This is a genomic window from Mycobacterium sp. TH-M103 (assembly GCF_057473785.1).
This window is the reverse complement of the sequence record NZ_JBYCLG010000210.1, coordinates 1-19,496: the sequence shown is the minus strand read 5'-3', so window position 1 is coordinate 19,496 and position 19,496 is coordinate 1. Positions and strand designations below refer to the sequence as shown.

16 protein-coding genes, 2 pseudogenes and 1 riboswitch are annotated in these 19,496 nt (G+C 72.5%); of the genes and pseudogenes, 11 read left to right on the top strand and 7 right to left on the bottom strand.

The annotated features are described in order from the left end of the window. Nucleotides 1-9: 9 nt before the first annotated feature. Nucleotides 10-120, bottom strand: a riboswitch (TPP riboswitch). Between the two features lie 129 nt (nucleotides 121-249). The 3 genes from AC2VOR_RS12045 (at nucleotide 250) to AC2VOR_RS12035 (ending at nucleotide 5,275) form a co-directional block, all read left to right on the top strand. Further along, nucleotides 250-921 carry a PAS and ANTAR domain-containing protein gene (locus tag AC2VOR_RS12045; RefSeq protein WP_486963853.1) on the top strand — a complete coding sequence of 224 codons (672 nt, stop codon included), beginning with the start codon at nucleotides 250-252 and terminating at the stop codon, nucleotides 919-921. 134 nt (nucleotides 922-1,055) lie between these two features. Continuing rightward, entirely contained in the window at nucleotides 1,056-1,412 is a 357-nt protein-coding gene (locus AC2VOR_RS12040) for an STAS domain-containing protein (protein ID WP_369740885.1), read from the top strand. Then, a complete protein-coding gene (locus AC2VOR_RS12035; protein ID WP_369740884.1) occupies nucleotides 1,409-5,275 on the top strand; it encodes a SpoIIE family protein phosphatase in 3,867 nt (1,288 codons plus the stop codon). Before AC2VOR_RS12040 ends, AC2VOR_RS12035 begins: the two co-directional genes overlap by 4 nt. Nucleotides 5,276-5,281: 6 nt before the next feature. Here the strand turns inward: AC2VOR_RS12035 and AC2VOR_RS12030 are convergent, their stop codons facing one another. After that, on the bottom strand, nucleotides 5,282-5,557 hold the full coding sequence (locus AC2VOR_RS12030; RefSeq protein WP_369741782.1) for a hypothetical protein: 276 nt from the start codon (nucleotides 5,555-5,557) through the stop codon (nucleotides 5,282-5,284). Nucleotides 5,558-5,620: 63 nt separating this feature from the next. On the opposite strand from AC2VOR_RS12030, the gene AC2VOR_RS12025 reads away from it, so the two are divergent. Further along, nucleotides 5,621-5,902 (top strand): Rv1535 domain-containing protein, encoded by a 282-nt coding sequence (locus tag AC2VOR_RS12025; protein ID WP_369741781.1) that lies wholly within the window; start codon nucleotides 5,621-5,623, stop codon nucleotides 5,900-5,902. On the opposite strand, the pseudogene AC2VOR_RS12020 reads toward AC2VOR_RS12025, so the two are convergent. The 5 genes and pseudogenes from AC2VOR_RS12020 to AC2VOR_RS12000 all read right to left on the bottom strand — a co-directional run. Further along, nucleotides 5,871-7,997: pseudogene (locus AC2VOR_RS12020) on the bottom strand (cation-translocating P-type ATPase); the annotation flags it as partial. The gene AC2VOR_RS12025 and the pseudogene AC2VOR_RS12020 sit on opposite strands and share 32 nt — an antisense overlap. A gap of 1,864 nt (nucleotides 7,998-9,861) precedes the next feature. After that, a complete protein-coding gene (locus AC2VOR_RS12015) occupies nucleotides 9,862-10,296 on the bottom strand; it encodes a hypothetical protein (RefSeq protein ID WP_369740883.1) in 435 nt (144 codons plus the stop codon). 182 nt (nucleotides 10,297-10,478) lie between these two features. After that, nucleotides 10,479-11,285 carry an exodeoxyribonuclease III gene (locus tag AC2VOR_RS12010; protein ID WP_369740882.1) on the bottom strand — a complete coding sequence of 269 codons (807 nt, stop codon included), beginning with the start codon at nucleotides 11,283-11,285 and terminating at the stop codon, nucleotides 10,479-10,481. Between the two features lie 2 nt (nucleotides 11,286-11,287). Then, on the bottom strand, nucleotides 11,288-12,187 hold the full coding sequence (locus AC2VOR_RS12005; protein ID WP_486963852.1) for an N-acetylglutamate synthase, CG3035 family: 900 nt from the start codon (nucleotides 12,185-12,187) through the stop codon (nucleotides 11,288-11,290). After that, complete coding sequence (locus AC2VOR_RS12000; protein ID WP_369740880.1) at nucleotides 12,187-12,780, bottom strand: peptide deformylase; 594 nt, start codon at nucleotides 12,778-12,780, stop codon at nucleotides 12,187-12,189. The genes AC2VOR_RS12005 and AC2VOR_RS12000 overlap by 1 nt, the downstream gene beginning before the upstream one ends. Before the next feature lie 268 nt (nucleotides 12,781-13,048). On the opposite strand from AC2VOR_RS12000, the gene napA reads away from it, so the two are divergent. The 7 genes and pseudogenes from napA to AC2VOR_RS11965 form a co-directional block, all read left to right on the top strand. Then, the gene (napA, locus tag AC2VOR_RS11995) at nucleotides 13,049-13,357 is read left to right on the top strand and encodes a nucleoid-associated protein NapA (RefSeq protein WP_369740879.1); all 309 of its coding nucleotides are present in this window, start codon (nucleotides 13,049-13,051) and stop codon (nucleotides 13,355-13,357) included. Between the two features lie 18 nt (nucleotides 13,358-13,375). Beyond that, a complete protein-coding gene (locus tag AC2VOR_RS11990; protein ID WP_369740878.1) occupies nucleotides 13,376-13,849 on the top strand; it encodes a LytR C-terminal domain-containing protein in 474 nt (157 codons plus the stop codon). A gap of 49 nt (nucleotides 13,850-13,898) precedes the next feature. Further along, a complete protein-coding gene (sodC, locus tag AC2VOR_RS11985) occupies nucleotides 13,899-14,621 on the top strand; it encodes a superoxide dismutase[Cu-Zn] (RefSeq protein ID WP_369740877.1) in 723 nt (240 codons plus the stop codon). Next, the gene (locus AC2VOR_RS11980) at nucleotides 14,602-15,741 is read left to right on the top strand and encodes a glutamate--cysteine ligase (protein ID WP_369741780.1); all 1,140 of its coding nucleotides are present in this window, start codon (nucleotides 14,602-14,604) and stop codon (nucleotides 15,739-15,741) included. Before sodC ends, AC2VOR_RS11980 begins: the two co-directional genes overlap by 20 nt. 5 nt (nucleotides 15,742-15,746) lie before the next feature. Next, nucleotides 15,747-16,388 (top strand): LON peptidase substrate-binding domain-containing protein, encoded by a 642-nt coding sequence (locus tag AC2VOR_RS11975; protein WP_369740876.1) that lies wholly within the window; start codon nucleotides 15,747-15,749, stop codon nucleotides 16,386-16,388. Nucleotide 16,389: 1 nt separating this feature from the next. Beyond that, complete coding sequence (locus AC2VOR_RS11970; RefSeq protein ID WP_369740875.1) at nucleotides 16,390-17,406, top strand: TIGR03617 family F420-dependent LLM class oxidoreductase; 1,017 nt, start codon at nucleotides 16,390-16,392, stop codon at nucleotides 17,404-17,406. Beyond that, a pseudogene (locus AC2VOR_RS11965) lies at nucleotides 17,403-17,896 on the top strand (enoyl-CoA hydratase-related protein); the annotation flags it as partial. The gene AC2VOR_RS11970 and the pseudogene AC2VOR_RS11965, both read left to right, overlap by 4 nt. Before the next feature lie 51 nt (nucleotides 17,897-17,947). Here the strand turns inward: AC2VOR_RS11965 and AC2VOR_RS11960 are convergent. Further along, a partial coding sequence (locus AC2VOR_RS11960) for an AAA family ATPase (RefSeq protein WP_486963851.1) occupies nucleotides 17,948-19,496 on the bottom strand: 1,549 nt, incomplete at its 5' end.

The following is a 19,496-nucleotide window of genomic DNA, read 5'->3' as shown; positions in this document are numbered from 1 at the left end:
TCGATGGTTGTGGTCATCCTGTCATCTCCCTACGCCGGCATTACCCGGTCAGGTTCGTACGGTCGACGGCCCCGAGCCGTCCTCTCAGCGCACTGGCCATGCGCTCCCGCGGTGTGTTCTGTTGATCGACCTCTCAGCGAGGCTACCCCCGCCCGGGCCCGTCCGGCACCCGGGCGGGTGGTCAGGCTTCGTGCGGAGTGGGAAGATATGCAGGTGTACCAGCTCCCGGGCACGGGTTCCGAGACGCCCATGGGAACCCGCGAACAGCCGCCCGGGCTGGTCGGGACGGCTCCGGGCTACCTGAACGTCGGCGCCTTCCGGTTCTGGTTCCTGGGCCAGCGCTGGGAATGGTCGGACGAGGTCGCCAGGATGCACGGCTACGAACCGGGCGCCGTGACGCCGACGACGAAACTGCTGCTCTCGCACAAACATCCCGAGGACCGGGCGCACCTCCAGGATCTGCTCGACTACGCGCTGCAGTCGGGGCAACCGTTCTCGAGCCGGCACCGCTTCATCGACACCACGGGCCGGGTGCACGACGCGATCGTGGCGGCCGACCGGATGCTCGACGAGCGGGGCGTCGTGGTGGGCACCGCCGGTTACTACATCGACCTCACCGCCACCTTCGACGAGGCCCGCCAAGAGTTGCTCGACGCCGCCCTGCCCGACCTGTTCGAGAGCCGCGCGGCCATCGAGCAGGCCAAGGGTGTGCTGATGTTCGTCTACCGGGTCAGCGCAGAACAGGCCTTCCGGGTGCTGCAGTGGCGCTCCCAGGAGACCAACACCAAACTGCGCTCGCTGGCCAGGCAGTTGCTCGACGAGGTCTCGACCCTGGCGGCGCCGACGGCCGCCGTGCAGAGTCAGTTCGACCACCTGCTGTTGACGGTGCACGAACGCATTCCCCCGGAAGAGGGCGGCTGACCACCGCAATCGCGGACGCGGTCGGTCGGGCGGGGTTAGAATCCAGACATTGCGGTGCGCGACAAACGCATCCGCGTGCCGCGTCATCGGGCTCTGCGGCAATTTGACACGTCCGTCGGGCGAGAGGCGCGGAATTGTTGGCGGTCGAACACGAGGCCCACGAGGATGCCGTGGTGGTCCGGATCAAAGGTGATGTCGATTCCAGTACCGTCGACGAGCTCACCGCTCAGCTCACCTCGGCGCTCGAGCTGGCCGCCACGCACCCGGCCAGGCTGGTCGTCCTCGACCTGCAAGCGGTCGATTTCTTCGGCAGCGCGGCCCTGAACGCGGTGCTCGACTGCCACGAGGCGGGCCAGGCGGCCGGGACGGCGGTCCGCCTCGTCGCCGCCAACGACCACGTGCTGCGGCCGATCCAGGTCACCGAGCTCGATCGTGTCTTCGACATCTACCCGACGCTGCCGCAGGCACTGCAGCGCGAGCGGCGGCAATGAACGGAGGGCTACCGGCGGACCTCGCGGCTGCGGCCGCGCTGGGCGGGGAGATGGGCCGGCGGTTCGCCGAGTTCGACTGGGCGGCCCACCCGCTGGGCCCGCCGCAGCAGTGGCCCGCCGAGATGCGCGCAGCCGTGGCCACGACGCTGACGTCACGGTTCCCGCTCGTGCTGTGGCTCGGCACCGACGACCTGTTCCTGGTGTACAACGAGGCCTACATCGAGATCCTCGGCGACAAACACCCGGCCGCCCTCGGCCAGCCCGGGCGCGACGTGTGGTGGGACATCTGGGACTCGATCGGCTCGATGCTGGCCGGGGTGGTCGCCAGTGGGGAGGCGACCTGGTCGCGTGACCTGATGCTGCCGATGGTCACCGCCGGCCGGCGCGAGGAACGCTACTTCTCGTTCACCTACAGCCCGCTGATCTCCGCCGAGGGCCGGCCCTTCGGCATCTTCTGCCCGTCCTACGAGACCACCGACCGGGTGCTGGGCGAGCGCCGCCTGCACCTGCTCAACGCGGTGGCGGCGGCGACGACGGAGGCGCGCAGCTTCGACGATGCGGTCGAGGCCGCCGTCGCGGTGTGCGCGGGCCAGCCCGCCGACCTGCCGTTCGTCGCCGTCTACGTCCAGGAGGCGGATTCGGGCCGGCTGGCGCTGTGCGGCGCGACGCCGACCGTGTCGGGGCTGTTGCCCCGCACGCTGGAGGAGCTGATCGAACCGGATTCGGCGTCGCGCTCCCGGGCCGAGTTGCGGCTCGTCGACGACGTGCCTGCGGCCATCCCGGGTATCGGCGAGGTCCTGGGCGACGACTGCCCGCAGCAGGCGCTGGTGTTGCCCCTCGGCGAAGCATCGACGGCCGGTGCGCTGGTGGCGGGGCTCGCTCCGCGACGTCGCCTGGACACGCTGTACCGCGGCTTCTGCCAGCTGCTGGCCGACCAGTTGTCGTCGACGTTCGCGCAGATTTCCTCCTTCGAGCAGCAGCGGCAGCGGGCCGACGCGCTGGCCGAGCTGGACCGGGCCAAGACGGCCTTCCTGACCAACGTCAGCCACGAGTTCCGCACCCCCCTGGCGCTGCTGCTCGGGCCGCTCGACGACGCCCTGTTCGACGCGCCGCCCGGGAGCATCCTGGCCGAACGGCTGAGCACCGCCGGGCGCAACGCGCGCCGCCTGCAGCGGCTGGTCGACTCGTTGCTCGACTTCTCCCGCATCGAGGCCGGCCGGGCGAAAGCGAAGCTGGTGTGCACCGACGTCGGCGCGCTCACCGAGCACATCGCGTCGTCGTTCAGCGAGCTGTGTGACCGGGCGGGGCTCGACCTCGTGCTGGACTGCGCCGCGGCGACCGCCGACGTCGACCCCGGCATGTGGGAGACGATCGTGTTGAACCTGCTGTCCAACGCGGTCAAATACACGCTGCGGGGCTCGATCTCGGTCGGGGTGCGCGCCGAGGCCGGGTGCTGCGTGGTAGCGGTCCGCGACACGGGGGTCGGGATCGGCGCCGACGACCTGGACCGGCTGTTCGAGCGCTTCTACCGGGCCGACACGGCGCGGGGCCGCAGCGTGGAGGGCACCGGAATCGGGCTGTCGCTGGTCCGCGGCCTGGTCGAGCTGCACCGCGGCAGCGTGCACATCGACAGCAAGGTCGATCGCGGGACCACGGTGACGATCCGGCTGCCGGAATCGGTCGACGGCGCCGCGGTCGATCATTCGCCCGCCAAGCTGCTCGACGAGACGCTCGACGCGACCAACCCGTACGTGGCCGAGGCGACGCAGTGGGTGCAGTCGGGGCCCGCCGAGGAGCCGGCCGCAGCCGGTGCGCCCGGTCGCCCGGTGGTGCTCATCGCCGACGACAACGCCGACATGCGGGCCCACCTGAACCGGGTGCTGTCCGCGCACTACGAGACCGTCCTCGTCGCCGACGGGGGCTCGGCGCTGGCCGCCGCGCGCAGGTGGCACCCCGACGCGATCGTGACCGACGTCATGATGCCCGGTGTCGACGGGTTCGGGCTGGTGGCGGCCATTCGCGCGGATCCGGCGTTGGCGGCCACGCCGGTCCTCATGCTGTCCGCGCGGGCCGGCGCCGAGGCCATCACCGAGGGCTTCGCCGGCGGGGCCGACGACTACCTGCCCAAGCCGTTCCGCTCGCAGGAACTCGTGGACCGGCTGGCCTCCCGGCTGTCCGCGGTGGGCCGGGAGCGCGACCGCCAGCAACGCGAGGCCCACCAGCGGCTCGCCGCCGATCTGGTGCAGCTCGACTCGGCGCTGCAGTCCGCCGACTCGGTGGCGGGGATCCTCGAAGCGTTCTCCAACTCGCCCTTCGGCTCCGGTGACGCCGCGGCGGTCACGATCGGGGTGGTCGACGGCGAGCGGCACATCCGGTTCGAGTACGCCGGCGACCTCCCCAGGGAGCTACGCGACCGCTACCACGTGGCCTCAATCGACGCCCCGCTGGTCGGCGCGGACGTCGTGCGCACCGGCGAGCCGATGATCATCCCCGACACGTTCGACCTCCCGGCGCGCTACCAGCACGCGGTGCAGGACACCGCGGCCAACGTCCGCGCGTGTGTCGCGCACCCGCTGCGCGACGGCGCGGGCCGGGTCGCGGGCGTGCTGGCGTTGCTGTGGCCCGCGCCGCGCCAGTTCGAAGCCGCCGAACTCGAGACCTTCCGCCGGATGGCCGAGCTCACCCAGTCGGCCCTGGACAGGGTCCGGGTGATGGCGCGCGAACACCGCATCGCCGTCGACTTCCAGGAACACCTGCTCGACCTCAACCGCGGCTCGACCGCGGGGGTCGTCGCGGCGGTGTACCAGCCGGCCGGGGAGGCGATGCGCGTCGGCGGCGACTGGTATTCGGTCACCCCGCTAGCCGCGGCGGGCAGGGTCGGGATATCGGTCGGCGACGTCGTCGGGCACGGCCTGTCCGCCGCGATCGTGATGAGCAGGCTGCGCGCCGTGGTGGCCGCCTCGGCGCTCACCGCCCCCGAACCGGACGCGGTGCTGACGGCGTTGGACCGGTACGCGGCCAGCGTCACGGGCGCCCGCTGCGCGACCGTGGCCTATGCCCTCGTGGACGCCGGGGCCGAGGCGGGGGCCGCCACCGTCAGCTACAGCTGCGCCGGGCACCCCTACCCGCTGGTCATCCCGGCCGACCGGGCCCCGGTCTTCTTGGAGTCCGGCCGCCGTCCCCCGGTCGCCGTCACCGAAAGCGCCGCCCGCGACGACGCGCCCACCGCCACGGCGACGACGCGGCTGCAACCGGGCAGCCTGATCCTGCTCTACACCGACGGGCTCATCGAGCGGCTCGGCGAGACGCTCGACGACGGGTTCGCGCGCCTGAAGTCCGTGGCCGCGGACTGCGCCGACCTGCCGGTCGAGTCCCTCTGCAACGAGCTGCTGCGGCGGATGAGCCCGGCAGCCGGCTTCCGCGACGACGTCGTGCTGCTGGCGCTGCGTCCCAGCCACGCGGCCGCGCTCAGCTTCGCCACGGTGGTGCCCGCCGCGGCGGCGCAGATCCCCGTCGCGCGCGGCCGGCTCCGGGGCTGGCTGAACAGCATCGCCGTCGTCCCTCGCCGCGAGCTGGACATCTTGCTGGCGGCGGGCGAAGCCGTCACCAACGCGATCGAGCACGGCAGCGGGGGCGAGCCGCACAAGACCGTCTCCGTCGAGGCGTTCCTGCGCCGGGACACCGTCGCGATCACCGTCAGCGACACCGGGCAGTGGGTCAGCGATTCGTCGGCCAGCATGCGCAACCGGCGTCGCGGGCGCGGCCTCACGCTGATGGGGGGCCTGGCCGACCGCGTCGACACCGTGCGCACCCCCGCCGGCACTCGGGTCACGCTGGAGTTCGACCACGCTCTGACCGGCTAGGGCGTGTCAGACCTCCTCCATCGCCTCGCCGAGTTCCTCGAGCAACTTGTTGTGGTGGTTGTTCGCCATGATGTGGCCGGCGGCGATGACGAGGGCCACCGGCCAGTCGATGAGTTCGAAGGCCGCCAGGGCGGCCAGTCCGCCGTAGTACGCCAGCTGCTCGGGCCGCGGAATCTCCACCTGCCCCACCAGCGGCAGATTCACTGCAAACGTCTCGCCCTCGCGGATCCTCTGCACCGCCTCGTGTTGCGGCGTTCCCCGGCGCGCCTGCTTTTCCGCCATCATTTGCCTTTCTGTAACGAAGGGTTTCCCGCCCCGCCGGGTCACCCGGCAACGGTCGGGGTTATGACAATGTCCGAAACCCTGGCGGATCCGCTGATATCGCCGGTTGCTTCGGCGCTCGCCGTGCCCCTGAGGCACGTCTATGCGTTGTTGTGGCGCGTGGGGATTGTGGAGATTGTCCCGACCGAGCGGCCGCGCCGTCAATCGGCGGATCTGTGTCCGGACTGCCCCATCTCTCCGCGATACCGTTCACCACGGCCAGGGCGACCGTCGCGGCCGCGGCGCTTCCCAGAGCCTGCGCCCAGCCGAGCGGATCCAGCGGAGTGCAGCCGAGTAGCTGGCTGACCACCGGGATGCTGATCAGGGTGGCCATCGTGGCCATCGAGCCGACCGTGGTGAGCAGCACCAGCGGTGCGTGCGAATCCAGCAGCGTCTGGCCCAGCTCCGCGCCCACCAGGGCCACCAGCGCGACGGTGGAGGCGCGCCGGGGCAGGCCGGTGACCCCCGCCATCGCCCACGCCGCCGTCGCCGCCGCGGCCGTGGTCGTGCCGCGGACGGCGACGGCGCGCCACAGCGCGGGCTGATCCGGGCCGCGCAGCCCCGGGTTGACGGGACCCCTGGGCTTGCTGACGGCGAGCGCCGCGGCCGGCAGCGCGTCGGTCATCATGTTCACCAGCAGCAGCTGCCGGGTGTTCAGCGGCGAGGTACCCGTCAGCGCGCTGCCGATGATCGCGAACAGCACCTCCCCGGCGTTGCCGCCGAGCAGCACCGAGACCGCCGACTGCACCCGCTGCCAGAGCTGGCGTCCCTCTTCGATGGCCTGCACCAGGGCCTCGATGCGGGCGTCGACCAGCACCACGTCGGCCGCCATGTGCGCCGGGTCGCTGCCGCCGGCGACGACGCCGATGCCGACGGAGGCGGCGCGGATCGCGGCCGCGTCGTTGGAGCCGTCGCCGACCATCGCGCACAGCACGCCGGCGGCTTCCAGCGTCTGCACGACCTGGACCTTGTTCTCCGGTGTCATCCGCGCGAAGATCACCCGTTCGGTCACGACGCGTTCCTGATCCTTGCGCGACAGCGCGTCCCACTCGCAACCGCTGATCACCTCGTCAGCTCCGACCGCCAGCCCCAGTTCGGTGGCGATGGCCGTGGCGGTGATCGGGTGGTCGCCGGTGATCAGCTTGACGCCCACCTGCTGCCGCCGGAGTTCGGCCAGCAGGCCGGCGGCTTCGGCGCGCGGGGTGTCGGACAGGCCGAGGAACCCGGCCAGCGTCAGACCGTCCGAGCAGTAGTCGGCGATGCCGTCGGGGTCGTCGCGGAGCCGCCGCGCCTGCTGCGGGGTGAGCCGCCGCCGCGCCACCGCGATGACCCGCAGCCCGCGGGCGGCCAGCTCGCCGACCGCGGGCTCGGGGCCCGGGGCGCCGCAGGCGGCCAGCACGACCTCGGGCGCCCCCTTGACGGTGAGTTCGTGATCGGTGACCGACGCCGAGAACGACCTGCCGGACCGGAAGGGGAGGTGCGCGTCCTGTGGCGGCACGGCCGTCGGGGTCCCGAGGGCCTCGGCGGCCGCCGCCACGATGGCGGCGTCGGTGGCGTGCACGTGCGGGTCGCCGTTGGAGGTGGGGGCGGCGTGGGCGGCGCAGCGCAGCACCTCCTCGCGGGAGTGTCCCGGCGCCGGGTGGACGTCCGTGACGCGCAGGCGGTTCTCGCTGAGGGTTCCCGTCTTGTCGAAACAGACCACGTCGATGCGGCCCAGCGCCTCCACCGAACGCGGCACCCGGACCAGCGCGCCGAACCTGGTCAGCCGTCGCGCCGACGCAGCCTGGGCGAGCGTCGCCACGAGCGGCATGCCCTCGGGCACCGCGGCCACGGCGATCGCGATGCCGCTGGCCACCGCCTCGCGCAGCGCCGTGCGCCGCAGCATGCCCAGCGCGCCGACCAGGGCGCCGCCGGTCACGCTGACGGGGAAGGCCCGGTTGGTGAGCTGGCTGAGCTGGTGCTGCAGGCCGACCTCGGAGGACAGGTCGGCGGACACCAGCTCGGCGGCGCGGCGCTCCTGGGTGTCGGCGCCGACCGCGGTCACCAGGGCGACCGCGGTGCCCGCCTCCAGGGTGGTGCCGGCGTAGAGCATGCAGCGGCGCTCGGCGAGGTCGGCGCCGGGCGTGGCCTCGACCTGCTTCTCCACCGACAGCGACTCCCCGGTCAGCGTCGACTCGTCGACCTCGACGTCGACTTCCTCGACGATCCGCGCGTCGGCGGGCACCACCTCGTGCGTGCGGACCTCGATCAGGTCGCCGGGCTGCAGCTGCGCGGCGATGACGTCGGCGTAGACCCGCTGCCCGTCCGGCCCAATCACCAGCTTGCGGGCGGGCGGGATCTGTTGCGCCAGAAGGTGATTCAGTCGGTTCTCGGCCCGCAGCCGCTGGCTGGCCGCCAGCATCGAGTTCGCGGCCAGCACCGAGAAGACCAGCACCGCGTCCACGGGCGAACCGAGCACCGCGCTGGCCGCCGAGCCCAGCGCCAGCACGGGCGTCAGCGGGTCGGTCAACTCGGCGCGCACCGCCTCGAGGAACTGCAGGAACGCACGCGCCCGGGTGTCGGGCTGCGCGGCGCCGATCGCGGCCAGCGCGAGCCGGCCCGGCTCGCCGGCCGGGTCCGACTCGGGCGCGGGCAGCACCGCGCGGACCTGCTCGACCGACATCGCATGCCAGTCGTGCACCGGGCCCGGCCGGGGCGCCTCGGCGCCGATGATGCCGCGGGCCAGCAGGTATCCCGCCAGCAGCCCCGCCGCCGCGCCGGTGTTGATCGGCCCGGGCCCCAGGCCGCGCACGCCGGGGATCATAAGCAGCGACCCCATGGCCGTCGCCCCGGCCGCTATCCCGGCGCCGCGCCGGGTGGCGGCCCGGGCCGCCGGGAGGGCGCGCAGCACCCGCCACGCGGCGGCCAGGTCGGGCAGCAGCAGGTCGGCCTCCCAGGGGAGGGGATCGGTGTCGTGGCGCGGCAGAATGCCCAGCGCCACGTCGGCCTTGGCCAGGGTGCGGCCCGGCAGCGCGGACAGCACCGCGACGGAGCGGCCCGCGCGTTGCAGGTCGGCGACCGTCGCGGCGAGCGCGTCGTCCAGGGGTCGGCCGCCGGGCGCTCGGAGGTCGTCGAACGCGTGCCGCAGCTCGCCCAGCGCGTCGACGTCGACCGACACCAGGTCGGCCCCCGACCGGTGGGCCTCGGCGACCACCGCCGCGGCCAGCGGATCGTGGGGCGGGCGGAACAGTGCCTCGACCGCGGAACCCGGATCGGCGGCCGAGATCCCGGGGACCGGGTGCCAGCCGGCCCGCAGACCGTCCCTGGCCAGGACGAGCTGGGCGCGGTTCCACGCCGCGGGCACCTCGTCCTCGGCGGCGCCGCGCACGCGGGCCACCTGCAGGCCGCTGGTGCACAACGCCCTGGGGTCGACGACGATCGCGTCGATTCGGTCCAGGCGGCGCAGGGCGTCGGGCCGCAGCGTCAGCACCGCGTGCCGATCGGCCAATCCGTGCCCGAGCGCCGCGGCGAACGCCTCGGGTGTGGTGCGGCTCGCCTTGGGCGCGGTCACCAGCACCGCGGTCGCGGCCAGGTGCACGCTGCGGGTGGTGGCACCGATCAGGCCGGCGCTGACGGCCTGCATCAGCGCGAAACGGCGGCCGGCGGCGTCCAGGGGTCTGGCGGGCCGCGGCCGGCGCTCGGGCGTCGGGGCCTCCCACTCGGCGCGGCGCGCCAGTTCCGCTTCGTGCAGGCGCCACACCCGCGCCTCGGCGCGGCTCTCGGCGGCGCGCAGGGACTGCATGAGCAGACCCACCGACAACGCCCCCGGGGACTGGGTGACGGTCTCGGCGGCCACCCCGGCCAGGGCCAGCACGGTGTCCGTCGCGGGCCGGCCGATGGCGTTCTCGACCAGCCGCCGCGCCCAGGGCTGATAGTCCACCGCGACGACGCCCGCCAGCACACCGATCGGCGCCCGCGGCCAGTGCAGGACGCGTCCGGTCAGCGCGATGCCCAGCCCGGCCGCGTTGGCGGCCACGGTCACCGCCCTGATCACCGGCACCGCGCCCGTTGCGGGCGGCTCCACCGGAGGCGCCGCGGGTTCGGCGGGGGTCTGCCCGGGCAACTCGCCCGCGATCGCCCGGGCACCCTCGCGCAGCGGAATGGCCGCGATGTTCAGGGACGCGCCGGCCAGGGCGGTGGTGGTCCGGACCCCGGAGACCAGGACGCGCAGCGGTATTCGAATGGAAGAGGCGGCAATGCTCAAGGGCTGCTCAACGGATCCCCGACTAGTTGGTGCTGCGCAACTCGCTCGCGCCCGGCCGGCGCCCGGCCGTCTTCTTGGCCGCCGGCTTGGCGGCCTTCTGGGGCACCGCCTTCTTCGGCGCGTCGTCCGTCGGCACCGGCTTCAGGTTGGCCTTGGGGGGCGGTTCGGTTCTGCGGTGCATGCGGTGCAGCAGCAGCGCGCCACCGCCCACGGCCAGCAGCACTGGCCACTCGACCAGGCCGGCCACCCCGAGCGCGCCCATGGCCAGCGCGGCCGCCGGCGTGGAGTGACTGCCCGAGCTGACGCCGCGCTTGATGCCTTCGGCGGCACCTGTGACGCCGCCGACGATCCCGTTCACCGCCGCGCCGCCCACGGCGCCGGCGGCGGCGGTGGCCGCGTCGGCCGCGCGGTTCACGGCGTTACCCACGCTTCGGGCTGCCCCACCGACGACACTCATGATGGCTCCTGATCTCCGGCCATCCTCGCGGCGACCGGTCGACGTCGCCTGTATACCCGTTGAACGGAACGTAAACAGCGGCAACGAAATTTTCCCTGTATCTTTCCAAACAAAAGCCTGCCACGCTACTTGGTCGCAATACAACGAGCCGGCGCGGGCGAATTTCCACCGCTCCATCCGGTTTAGCCGTCGCGCAAATCCACCAGCACCGGGGCGTGGTCGCTGGGCGCTTTTCCTTTACGTTCCTCTCGGACGATCTGCGCGGCGCTCACCCGGCCGGCCAACGCCGGCGAGGCCAGGATGAAGTCGATGCGCATGCCTTGTCTCTTGGGAAAACGCAGCTGGGTGTAATCCCAGTAGGTGTACACGCCGGGGCCGGGCGTGAATGGCCGCACGACGTCGGTGAATTGCGCGTCGACGACGGCCTGGAAGGCCCGGCGCTCGGGTTCGGAAACGTGGGTGGCTCCGGCGAAGAATTCGGGGCTCCAGACGTCTTCGTCGGTGGGCGCGATATTCCAGTCGCCCACCAGGGCGATCTGCGCCGCGGGGTCGTCGTGCAGCCAGCCGGCCGCCGCGTCGCGCAGCGCGGCGAGCCAGTCCAGCTTGTAGCCGTAGTGGGGGTCGGCCAGGGTGCGGCCGTTGGGCACGTACAGGCTCCACACCCGCACGCCGGCGCAGGTGGCGCCCAGCGCGCGGGCTTCCGGGGCGGGGTCCAGCCCGGGTTTGGCGCTCCAGCCGGGCTGGCCGTCGAAACCGACCTGCACGTCGTCGAGGCCCACCCGCGATGCGATCGCCACGCCGTTCCACTGGTTGAAGCCGACGTGGGCGACCTCGTAGCCGAGTTCGAAGAACGGCAGGGTGGGGAACTGGCTGTCCGCGCACTTGGTCTCCTGCATGGCCAGCACGTCGACGTCGGCGCGGGCCAGCCAGTCCACGACGCGGTCGAGGCGGGTGCGAATGGAGTTCACGTTCCAGGTGGCCAGCCGCATGACTAGACGCTAGCGCCGACCGGGAAGTACCGGCGGCTGTGGTGCGGCCGGAAGCCCAGCGCGCCGGCGACGGCGGTCCGGGCCGGGTCGGCGTCCTCGCCGACCGCCAGGTAGCCGCGGGTCGCGCCGCGCCCCGCGGCCCAGGCGAGCAGGGTTTCGCAAACTCGGCGAGCGGGGGCCGCGTCGCCGGCGGCCGCCACCCACAGGCCCACCCAGCGGGCGCCGTCGGGGGCGTCGGTGACCGCTGCGCGCGCGGCCGCGGCGCCCGGTTGCACGCCGAACCTGAGCTCGCCGTCAGTGACGGCGGTCAGCGTGTGAATGTCGGGCCCGGACCGCGACGTCTGCAGCCAGCCGTCGTCCGGGCGGACCGAGAGGGTGACGGCCGCGGCGGGGTCGCCGGTGGCCATGCCGGCGACGTCGCGCACCAGAACCTGTTCGGTGCGTTCCGTCGTCAGCCTGGCCGGCAGCGACAGCAAGCGGTCCGGGATCGCCAGGCGCGGCGCCAGGCCGCGGCGCCGGTACCAGTCGACGATGGCGGGCAGTGTGCTCATGTGAGCTGAAATATCAAGCGGCAAAGCCGAATTGACCGTCATGCCGGCGCCGGGCGCGGCCCGCAGCAGCCAGCCGTCCAGCCAGGTGTGCTCGACGCCGGGCCAGGCTCTCGCGGCCGCGTGCTCAAGGGCGCGAATCTGGGACGTGCGTACCGGTGTGTCGGTCAGCACCCGCAGCGCCACGACGTCGTCGGGGGCGAACTCGACGACCGCGCCGGTCTTCGTCCGCACGCGCACCACCGGCTCGACCGTCAGCAGGTGCCCCACCGCGTCGGTCAGCGGGGGGACCGATCCGCTCGCGCGCCGGTAGCGCACCGCCACCCGCGTGCCGGGCTCTGGCCACGCGACCATCAGTGACCGAACGGGTCAGGTCCCTCGCCCGGCAGCCACGACAGGCCGGGCACACCCCAGCCGTGGGCCTTGACGGCCCGCTTGGCGCCGCGGGCGTAGCGGCCGACGAGGCGGTCCAGGTACAGGAACCCGTCGAGGTGCCCGGTTTCGTGCTGCAGCATCCGCGCGAACAGGCCGGTGCCCTCGAGCGTGACCGGGTTGCCCTCGGCGTCCAGGCCGGTCACCTTCGCCCACTTCGCCCGGCCGGTGGGAAAGGACTCGCCGGGGACCGACAGGCAGCCCTCGTCGTCGGCCTCTGGGTCGGGCATCGTCTCGGGCACCTCGGAGGTTTCCAGCAGCGGGTTGACGACCACGCCGCGGCGGCGCTCGCTCATCCCGCGGTCGTCGGCGCAGTCGTAGACGAAAACCCGCAACCCGTACCCGATCTGGTTGGCGGCAAGGCCGACGCCGTGCGCGGCGTCCATGGTGTCGTACATCGTGGAGATCAGCTCGGCCACCTCGGCGGGCAGCGAGCCGTCGGCGGCGAGCGGCACGGGTTCGGTCGGTGTGTGCAACACCGGGTCCCCCACGATGCGGATCGGTACGACTGCCATGATCGGCTAGCTTAGGCGCGTCGACCCCCGGCGAAGGCGGGCGGGCCGAAGCGGCCCGAGGTTGGGGGTACTTCCCAGCCGCGCAGCGGCGAGGGGGCGAGATGCGCGATCGGGCCGGGTGGGCGAGATGCGGGGCAATACGGCGACTCGCGGTCCGGGTTCGCCGCACCAGACTTCGCGGCGTGGTTCAATGTTCGCGCAAAACATGCCCGTAATTACGTCACCAGAGCAATTCGAGTATCCGCCGGAAGGGTCCAGGGGAAGCAATATGGACAGCGCCATGGCGCGGGCAAATCAGTCGGGGGACGACGCTGAGATCGCCGATGGGCTCACCCGACGCGAACACGACATCCTGGCGTTCGAACGCCAGTGGTGGAAATTCGCCGGGGTGAAGGAAGACGCCATCAAAGAGCTCTTCTCGATGTCGGCGACGCGCTACTACCAGGTGCTCAACGCGCTGGTCGACCGGCCCGAGGCGCTGGCCGCCGACCCGATGCTGGTGAAGCGGCTGCGGCGGCTGCGCGCGAGCCGGCAGAAGGCGCGCGCGGCGCGGCGGCTCGGCTTCGAGGTGACCTGACTCGCTACAGTGGGCTCGATGAAAGAGCGCGTCCCCGATTCCACGGGGCTTCCGCTGCGGGCCATGGTGATGGTGCTGCTGTTCCTCGGCGTGATCTTCCTGCTGCTCGGCTGGCAGGCCCTCGGCTCGGGGAACTCCGACGACGACTCGGCGTCGGCGGTTTCCGGCATGACCAGCACCACCAGTTCCCCGGCCGCGTCGACGACGACGCCCCGGGCCGACCAGGCGGACGTTCGGGTCTACAACATCTCGTCGAAGGAAGGCGTCGCCGGGCGCACCAAGGACGAGCTGACCTCCGCCGGCTTCCGGGTCACCGAGGTCGGCAACCTCACGGTGCCCGACGTCACGACCACCACGGTGTACTTCACCGACGCCGACGGTGAGCATGCCACCGCCGACGCCGTGGGCAAGAAGCTGGGCGCGCCCGTGGAAACGCGGATCCCCGCGCTCAGCGACCAGCCGCCGGGTGTCATCGTCCTGGTGGCGGGCTGAGACGTCCGGCCGCTCGATCGGTCTCGGGGCGCCGGGTTAGGCTCTCGTCATGCCTATGCTCGCCGGTCACCGTAATGCCGCTGCCGCCACCATGTCCGCACTGTCGACGTGCTTACTGGCCACCTGCGCCGCCCTGCTGAGTGCCTGTTCGCCGGGCCAGAACCCCGCGACGTCCCCGGGCACCACTCCGCCGGTCTGGACCGGCTCACCCGCGCCCGCCGCGTCCCCGGGCTCCGGGAACGCGGCGCCGGCCGCGCAGAGCATCATCACCGTGCTCAAGAACGCCGACGGCGCCGAGGTCGCGACCGCCAAGTTCGATTTCGCCGACGGTTTTGCCACCGTCACGATCGCGACGACCGGCCCCGGTCACCTCGCGCCCGGCTTTCACGGGGTGCACATCCACAAGGTGGGCAAGTGCGAACCCAACTCGGTCGCCCCCGGTGGCGGCGCGCCCGGCGACTTCAACTCCGCCGGCGGGCATTTCCAGGCGCCCGGGCATTCTGCCCAGCCCGACAGCGGTTACCTGCCGCCGCTTCAGGTCCGCCAGGACGGGACGGGGATGCTCGAGACCACCACCGACGCCTTCGGCATGGACGACCTGCTGACCGGCCAGAAGACCGCGATCATCATCCACGCCGGTGCCGACAACTTCGCCAACATCCCGCCGGACCGCTACCAGCAGACCAACGGCACGCCGGGCGCCGACCAGACCACGATGAACACCGGTGACGCCGGCAAGCGAGTGGCGTGCGGTGTCATCGGTTCCGGCTAACCGGGGCAACACCCGCATCGACTTCGCCCGCTCGCCGCGGCCGACGGTCGGGGTGGAGTGGGAGTTCGCGCTGGTCGACGCCGAAACCCGCGACCTGAGCAACGAGGCCACCTCGGTGATCGCCGAGATCGGCGAAAACCCGCGGGTGCACAAGGAATTGCTGCGCAACACCGTCGAGGTGGTCAGCGGCGTCTGCGAGACCGCGGGGGAGGCTATCGAAGACCTGCGTCAAACCCTGGGCCCGGCGCGGCGGATCGTCCGGGACCGCGGCATGGAGTTGTTCTCCTCCGGCACCCACCCATTTGCGCGGTGGTCCACCCAGAAACTCACCGACGCGCCGCGCTACGCGGAGTTGATCAAGCGCACCCAGTGGTGGGGCCGCCAGATGCTGATCTGGGGGGTGCACGTGCACGTGGGCATCCGCTCCGCGCACCAGGTGATGCCGATCATGAGCTCGCTGCTCAACTATTACCCGCACCTGCTGGCGCTGTCGGCGTCCTCGCCGTGGTGGGCCGGTGAGGACACCGGCTACGCCAGCAACCGGGCGATGATGTTCCAGCAGCTGCCCACCGCGGGGCTGCCGTTCCAGTTCCAGACCTGGGCCGAGTTCGAGGGCTTCGTCTACGACCAGAAGAAGACCGGCATCATCGACCACATGGACGAGATCCGTTGGGACGTCAGGCCTTCTCCGCATCTGGGCACCCTCGAGGTGCGGATCTGCGACGGCGTGTCCAACCTGCGGGAACTGGGCGCGCTGGTCGCCCTGACGCACTGCCTCATCGTCGACCTGGACCGCCGGCTGGAGGCGGGCGAGACGCTGCCGACCATGCCGCCCTGGCACGTCCAGGAAAACAAGTGGCGGGCCGCCCGGTACGGCCTCGACGCGGTGATCATCCTGGACGCCGACAGCAACGAGCGGCTGGTCACCGACGACCTCGCCGACATGCTGACCCGGCTGGAGCCCGTCGCCAAATCGCTGAACTGCCTCGACGAGCTGGCGGCGGTGGCCGATATCTGGCGGGACGGTGCGTCCTACCAGCGGCAGCGTCGGGTGGCCGAGGAACACGAGGGCGACCTGCGCGCGGTTGTCGACGCGCTGGTGGCCGAGCTGGAGATCTAGCGCGCATGACCGATGCCGAAACCCTTGAGCTGGCGATGTTTCCGCTGGAGTCGGCGCTGCTGCCCGGCCAGGACCTGCCGCTGCGGATCTTCGAGCCCCGCTACGGCGCGCTGGTGCGCCACTGCATCGAGAGCGGCGACCCGTTCGGCGTGGTGCTGATCTCGGCCGGCCGCGAGGTCGGCGGGGGCGATGCGCGCTGCGACGTCGGGGCCCTGGCCACGATCGGCGAGTGCGTCGACCACGGCGCGGGCCGCTACTCGCTGCTGTGCCGGGCGGGCGAGCGGATCCGGGTGTGCGAGTGGCTGCCCGACGATCCCTACCCGCGGGCCGCCGTGCGGCGCTGGCCCGACGAGCCGGGGGACCCGGTGACCCCGGCCCAGGTGCGCGAGCTCGAGGACCGCGTGATGGCCGTGTTCGCGCGCATCGCGGACGCGCGCGGAGCCGAACTGCCGGACCGCGAGGTGTTGTTGGGCCCGGCCGGGGGCGAGGATCCCGGGCAGCGGCTCTTCGCGCTGGCGTCGCGCGTCCCGATCGGGGCCGCCGACCGCTACGCCGTGCTGGCGGCGCCGTCGGTCGCCGAGCGGCTGGCCGCCTTCGCCGAGGCCGTCGACGCGCTCGCCGACGTGGTCGAATTCGAATTGTCCTGACATGAAGGTGCATCTGCAGATCGACGGCGCGCCGGCGGGCGCGCGGGCGAGCGCCACCGAGATCGCCGCGGCGGGCGCAGACGGCCTGTTCACCTTCGAGGGCCAGCACGACGTCTTCTTCCCGCTGCTGCTCGCCGCCGGCGAGACCCGCCTGGACCTGATGACCAACGTGGCGATCGCGCCGCCGCGCAGCCCGCTGCACCTGGCGCACGCGGCCTACGACCTTCAGGAGTACAGCGGCGGCCGGTTCCGGCTCGGCCTGGGGTCGCAGGTGAAGGCCCACATCGAAAAGCGTTACGGCAGTAAGTGGGAGCGGCCGGCGGCCCGCATGGCCGAAACCGTCACGGCGATCAAGGCGATCTTCGCGGCGTGGGAGGGCCAGAGCCGCCTGGATTTTCGCGGCGAGTTCTTCACGCACACGATCATGGCGCCCAACTTCAACCCCGGGCCCAACCCGTTCGGGCCGCCGCCGGTGCTGCTGGGCGCGCTGGGCCCGGTGATGACCCGCACGGCCGCCGAGTTCGCCGACGGGTTGCTGGTCATGCCGTTCAACAGCGCCCGCCATCTGGCCGAGCGCACGATCCCCGCCGTCGCCGAGGGGCTGCGCCGTTCGGGGCGGTCGCCGGGCGGCTTCCAGATCGTGGCCCAGGCGATGGTCGCCGTGGGCCGCGAGGAGGACGACCTGGCGGCCGCGGTCGACGGGGTGGCGTCGCTGATCGGGTTCTACGGCTCGACGCCGGCCTACCTGCCGGTGCTCGAGGTCGAAGGGTGGGCCGGCATCCAGCCCGAACTCAACGCGCTGTCCAAGCAGGGCCGCTTCGCCGAGATGCGGGCGATGATCACCGAACCGATGGTGGCCCGGATCGGGATCGCCGGAAGCCCCGACGAGTGCGCGCGGCAGATCGAAGAGCGGTTCGGCGAGCACGCCGGGGAGGTGTGCTGTTATTTCCCGGGCTACACCCCGCGCGGTCAGGACGTCGCCGACCTGATCGCCGCCCTGCACCGGGCGCCGCGATGACCCCGGCGGTGACGGTCGAGGTCGCCGCGGGCGTCGCCGTGCTCACCCTCAACCGCCCCGAGCACCTCAACGCCTATACCGCGGAGATGGGGCGGCTGCTCAGTGCGGCGTACTCCGAATGCGACCGCGACGACGACGTCCGGGTGATCGTGCTGACCGGCGTGGGCCGCGCCTTCTGCGCCGGCGCCGACTTCTCCGGCGGCGCATCGCCTTCGACTCCCCGGCAGACGAGACGTTTTCGGCGTCGCCGATCGACCCGGCTGCCTTCGAGCTGCGCAAGCCCGTTCTCGCGGCGGTGAACGGCCACGCGGTGGGCATCGGCCTGACGATCGAGCTGCAGGCCGACCTGCGTGTCGTCGCCGGGAACCGGGCGCTGCCCTCCGGCGAGGTCTTCGAGCACACGATGGAGATCGCCCGCGAGATCGCGGCCAACGTGGCGCCGATGTCGGCCGCGCTGTGCAAGCAGCTGTTGTGGGACAACGCGATCCACGGTTAAACGCGGGGCCCGGAACGCGGCGACCCATTTCGGAGCCCTGAGGTCCTATCCGGCTGCGGCGAACGCGCGCAGCGAATCCACCTGCACCGGATCCAGTGAGGGGCGCACGGTTTCGCGGGCCGCCGCCAGGTCGGCGGCCGTCACGTCGGCGGCGTCGATGGACCGCCGCATCGCGGCCAGCGCCGCCTCCCGCAGCAGCGCCACGCAGTCGGCCGCGCTGTAGCCCTCGAGCCCGGCGGCGATGTCGTCGAGGTTCACGTCGGCGCTCAGCGGTATCGATTTGCCTGCCGTGCGCAAGATTTCGCCGCGGGCGGCGACGTCGGGCGGTTCGACGAACACCAGGCGCTCCAGCCGTCCGGGCCGCAGCAACGCGGGGTCGATCAGATCGGGACGGTTGGTGGCGCCGAGCACGACGACGTCGCGCAGCGGGTCGATGCCGTCGAGTTCGGTCAGCAGCGCGGCCACCACGCGGTCGCTCACGCCGGAGTCGAAGCTCTGCCCGCGCCGGGGTGCCAGCGCGTCGACCTCGTCGAGGAACACCAACGACGGCGCGGAGTCGCGGGCCCGGCGGAACAGGTCCCGGATCGCCCGCTCGCTGCTGCCCACCCATTTGTCCATCAGCTCCGAGCCCTTGACCGCGTGCACGCTCAACTGCCCGGTGCTGGCCAGCGCGCGGACCACGAAGGTCTTGCCGCAGCCGGGCGGGCCGTAGAGCAGCACGCCACGGGGCGGGTCGACGCCCAGCCGCGCGAAGGTGTCGGGGTGCTGCAGCGGCCACAGGACCGCCTCGGTCAACGCCTGTTTGGCGTCGGCCATGTCGCCGACGTCGTCGAGGGTCACGCTGCCGACCGCCAGTTCCTGGCCGGCCGAGCGGGACAGCGGACGGATGACGCCGAGGGCGCCGGCCAGGTCGTCCTGGCTCAGCCGGGGTGGCTGCCCGTCGGTGCTGGCCCGCGACGCGGCCCGCAGCGCCGCCTCACGCATCAGCGCGGCCAGATCAGCGACGACGAAACCCGGTGTACGGGAAGCGATCTCCTCGAGCCGAAGGGCCTCGGTGGGCACCGGCTTCAGCAGCGCCTCCAGCAACGCCTTGCGCGTCGCGGCGTCCGGCAGCGGTAGGCGCAGCTCCCGGTCGCACAGGTCGGGGGCGCGCAGCCTGGCGTCGAGCTGGTCGGGTCGCGCGGTGGTGGCGATCAACGCGACGCCCCCGGTGGCCACCGCGGTGCGCAGCTCGCCGAGGATCAGGGCGGCCACCGGCTCGGCGGTGGCCGGCAGCAGGGCGTCCACGTCGGCGATCAGCAGCACACCGCCGCCGCCGCGAACCTGCTGCGCCGCCGCGGCCACCGCCGCGAGCCGGTCGGCGGGGCTCAGCGCGCCGACCTCGGGGCCGTTGAGTTCCACCAGCGGGCGGCCGTCGCACACCGCGCGCACCAGCGTCACCTTGCCCACCCCGGCCGGGCCCGACACCAGCACCCCCAGGTTGGCGCCGGCGCCCAGTGTCTCGAGCAGGTGCGGTTCGTCGAGCGCGAGCTTGAGCCATTCGGCGAGCTTGGCGGCCTGCGGCTGCGAGCCCTTGAGCTCCTCGATGAGGATC

Bases quoted from the DNA above. Each gene is read 5' to 3' on its own strand.
- AC2VOR_RS12045 (WP_486963853.1), top strand. From the start codon at position 250: ATGGGAACCCGCGAACAGCCGCCCGGGCTGGTCGGGACGGCTCCGGGC.
- AC2VOR_RS12035 (WP_369740884.1), top strand. From the start codon at position 1,409: ATGAACGGAGGGCTACCGGCGGACCTCGCGGCTGCGGCCGCGCTGGGC.
- AC2VOR_RS12030 (WP_369741782.1), bottom strand. From the start codon at position 5,557: ATGGCGGAAAAGCAGGCGCGCCGGGGAACGCCGCAACACGAGGCGGTG.
- AC2VOR_RS12025 (WP_369741781.1), top strand. From the start codon at position 5,621: ATGACAATGTCCGAAACCCTGGCGGATCCGCTGATATCGCCGGTTGCT.
- AC2VOR_RS12015 (WP_369740883.1), bottom strand. From the start codon at position 10,296: ATGAGTGTCGTCGGTGGGGCAGCCCGAAGCGTGGGTAACGCCGTGAAC.
- AC2VOR_RS12010 (WP_369740882.1), bottom strand. From the start codon at position 11,285: ATGCGGCTGGCCACCTGGAACGTGAACTCCATTCGCACCCGCCTCGAC.
- AC2VOR_RS12005 (WP_486963852.1), bottom strand. From the start codon at position 12,187: ATGGTCGCGTGGCCAGAGCCCGGCACGCGGGTGGCGGTGCGCTACCGG.
- AC2VOR_RS12000 (WP_369740880.1), bottom strand. From the start codon at position 12,780: ATGGCAGTCGTACCGATCCGCATCGTGGGGGACCCGGTGTTGCACACA.
- napA (WP_369740879.1), top strand. From the start codon at position 13,049: ATGGACAGCGCCATGGCGCGGGCAAATCAGTCGGGGGACGACGCTGAG.
- AC2VOR_RS11990 (WP_369740878.1), top strand. From the start codon at position 13,376: ATGAAAGAGCGCGTCCCCGATTCCACGGGGCTTCCGCTGCGGGCCATG.
- sodC (WP_369740877.1), top strand. From the start codon at position 13,899: ATGCCTATGCTCGCCGGTCACCGTAATGCCGCTGCCGCCACCATGTCC.
- AC2VOR_RS11975 (WP_369740876.1), top strand. From the start codon at position 15,747: ATGACCGATGCCGAAACCCTTGAGCTGGCGATGTTTCCGCTGGAGTCG.
- AC2VOR_RS11970 (WP_369740875.1), top strand. From the start codon at position 16,390: ATGAAGGTGCATCTGCAGATCGACGGCGCGCCGGCGGGCGCGCGGGCG.